Genomic DNA, 1,082 nt, shown 5'->3' with positions numbered 1-1,082 from the left:
GATTTTTCTGATGTTCTAAATATTCACTGTTTTCTTTAAACAATTTTTGTAGCAGATTTTTCTCTTCAAGCATCCAAAACGTATCGGTTAAACCAATATGCTTGAACGGTATATAATCTCCTTTCATCAGACTATGATAGGTCGATTCAATGTTAATCGCTGCTATGTAATAAGCCAGTAAAACAATCTCATTGGCATGGATATCATAACGGAACTTATACTCCATATCCTCTGGTTTTATAAGATTTGATTGTAACAATCGTGTGATAAAGGTACCTGTTCCTGTAAAGGGGTCAAGAATAGAAACACCACGTGATCCTAAACTTTTTCCAAATTCATTGCGCAACACATCATCAACAGAATGAATGATAAAATCCACAACCTCAACGGGGGTATAAACAATCCCAAGCCTATCGGTGGTTTTCTTAAATGCCTTGGTAAAAAAATCTTCATAAAGCTTGATAATAAGGTTTTGTCTTGCTTGGGGGGTGGTAATTCCAGAGGCACGGAATTTTACACTGTCATAAAACTCTTGTAACTCTTTCGATACTTGCTTGATATTGGTTTTGTCCAGTTCAGCTAAGATCTTTTCCATAGCTTGCGAAATGGCATTGTTTTGCACAAATTCATTGCCCTCAAACAAAGCTTCAAACACGGGACGCGTGACAAGATGTTGCGCTAACATCTCAAGCGCTTCCTCTTGTTTGATTTCACTATTTAAGTTGTTTTTTAGTTCTTGATAAAACCCATCAAAAGCATGAAAGGCTTCACTGTTTTCATCAGAAAGTATATCTTTAAGATGATTGATATGGTTTTGCGCAATCTCAGCAACATTGCCAGCCCATATGCCCCAGTAATCGGCAAGAGTAAATTTCTTAGCCAGAAGTGTCTTAAGGGCATTGGGAAACTCTTTATAAAAAGGTAATCTTCCTGTTACGCTATGAATGTATCTTTGTGGTTCATAGGCTGCTTTTCCAATATCAAGCCCTGTGCTTTCTGGTTTCTCATAAACATGGATTTCATTCTCAACCGTGGTCATACTCTTTAAGGCAGCAATCTCTAATGTATGACTGACATCTTGA

General features: G+C 37.2%; 1 protein-coding gene. It reads right to left on the bottom strand.

Annotated features, from left to right (window positions below; all coding sequences use genetic code 11):
- Positions 1-1,082, bottom strand: a 1,082-nt coding sequence (locus ABD915_RS09745; protein ID WP_345117756.1) for an N-6 DNA methylase, incomplete at both ends; no start/stop codon positions are given.

Origin of the sequence: Bartonella jaculi, assembly GCF_039543045.1 — a bacterium.
Taxonomy (GTDB): Bacteria; Pseudomonadota; Alphaproteobacteria; order Rhizobiales; family Rhizobiaceae; genus Bartonella; species Bartonella jaculi.
Note: the sequence above shows the minus strand (reverse complement) of the source record. Positions and strands in the feature narration are given on the sequence as shown.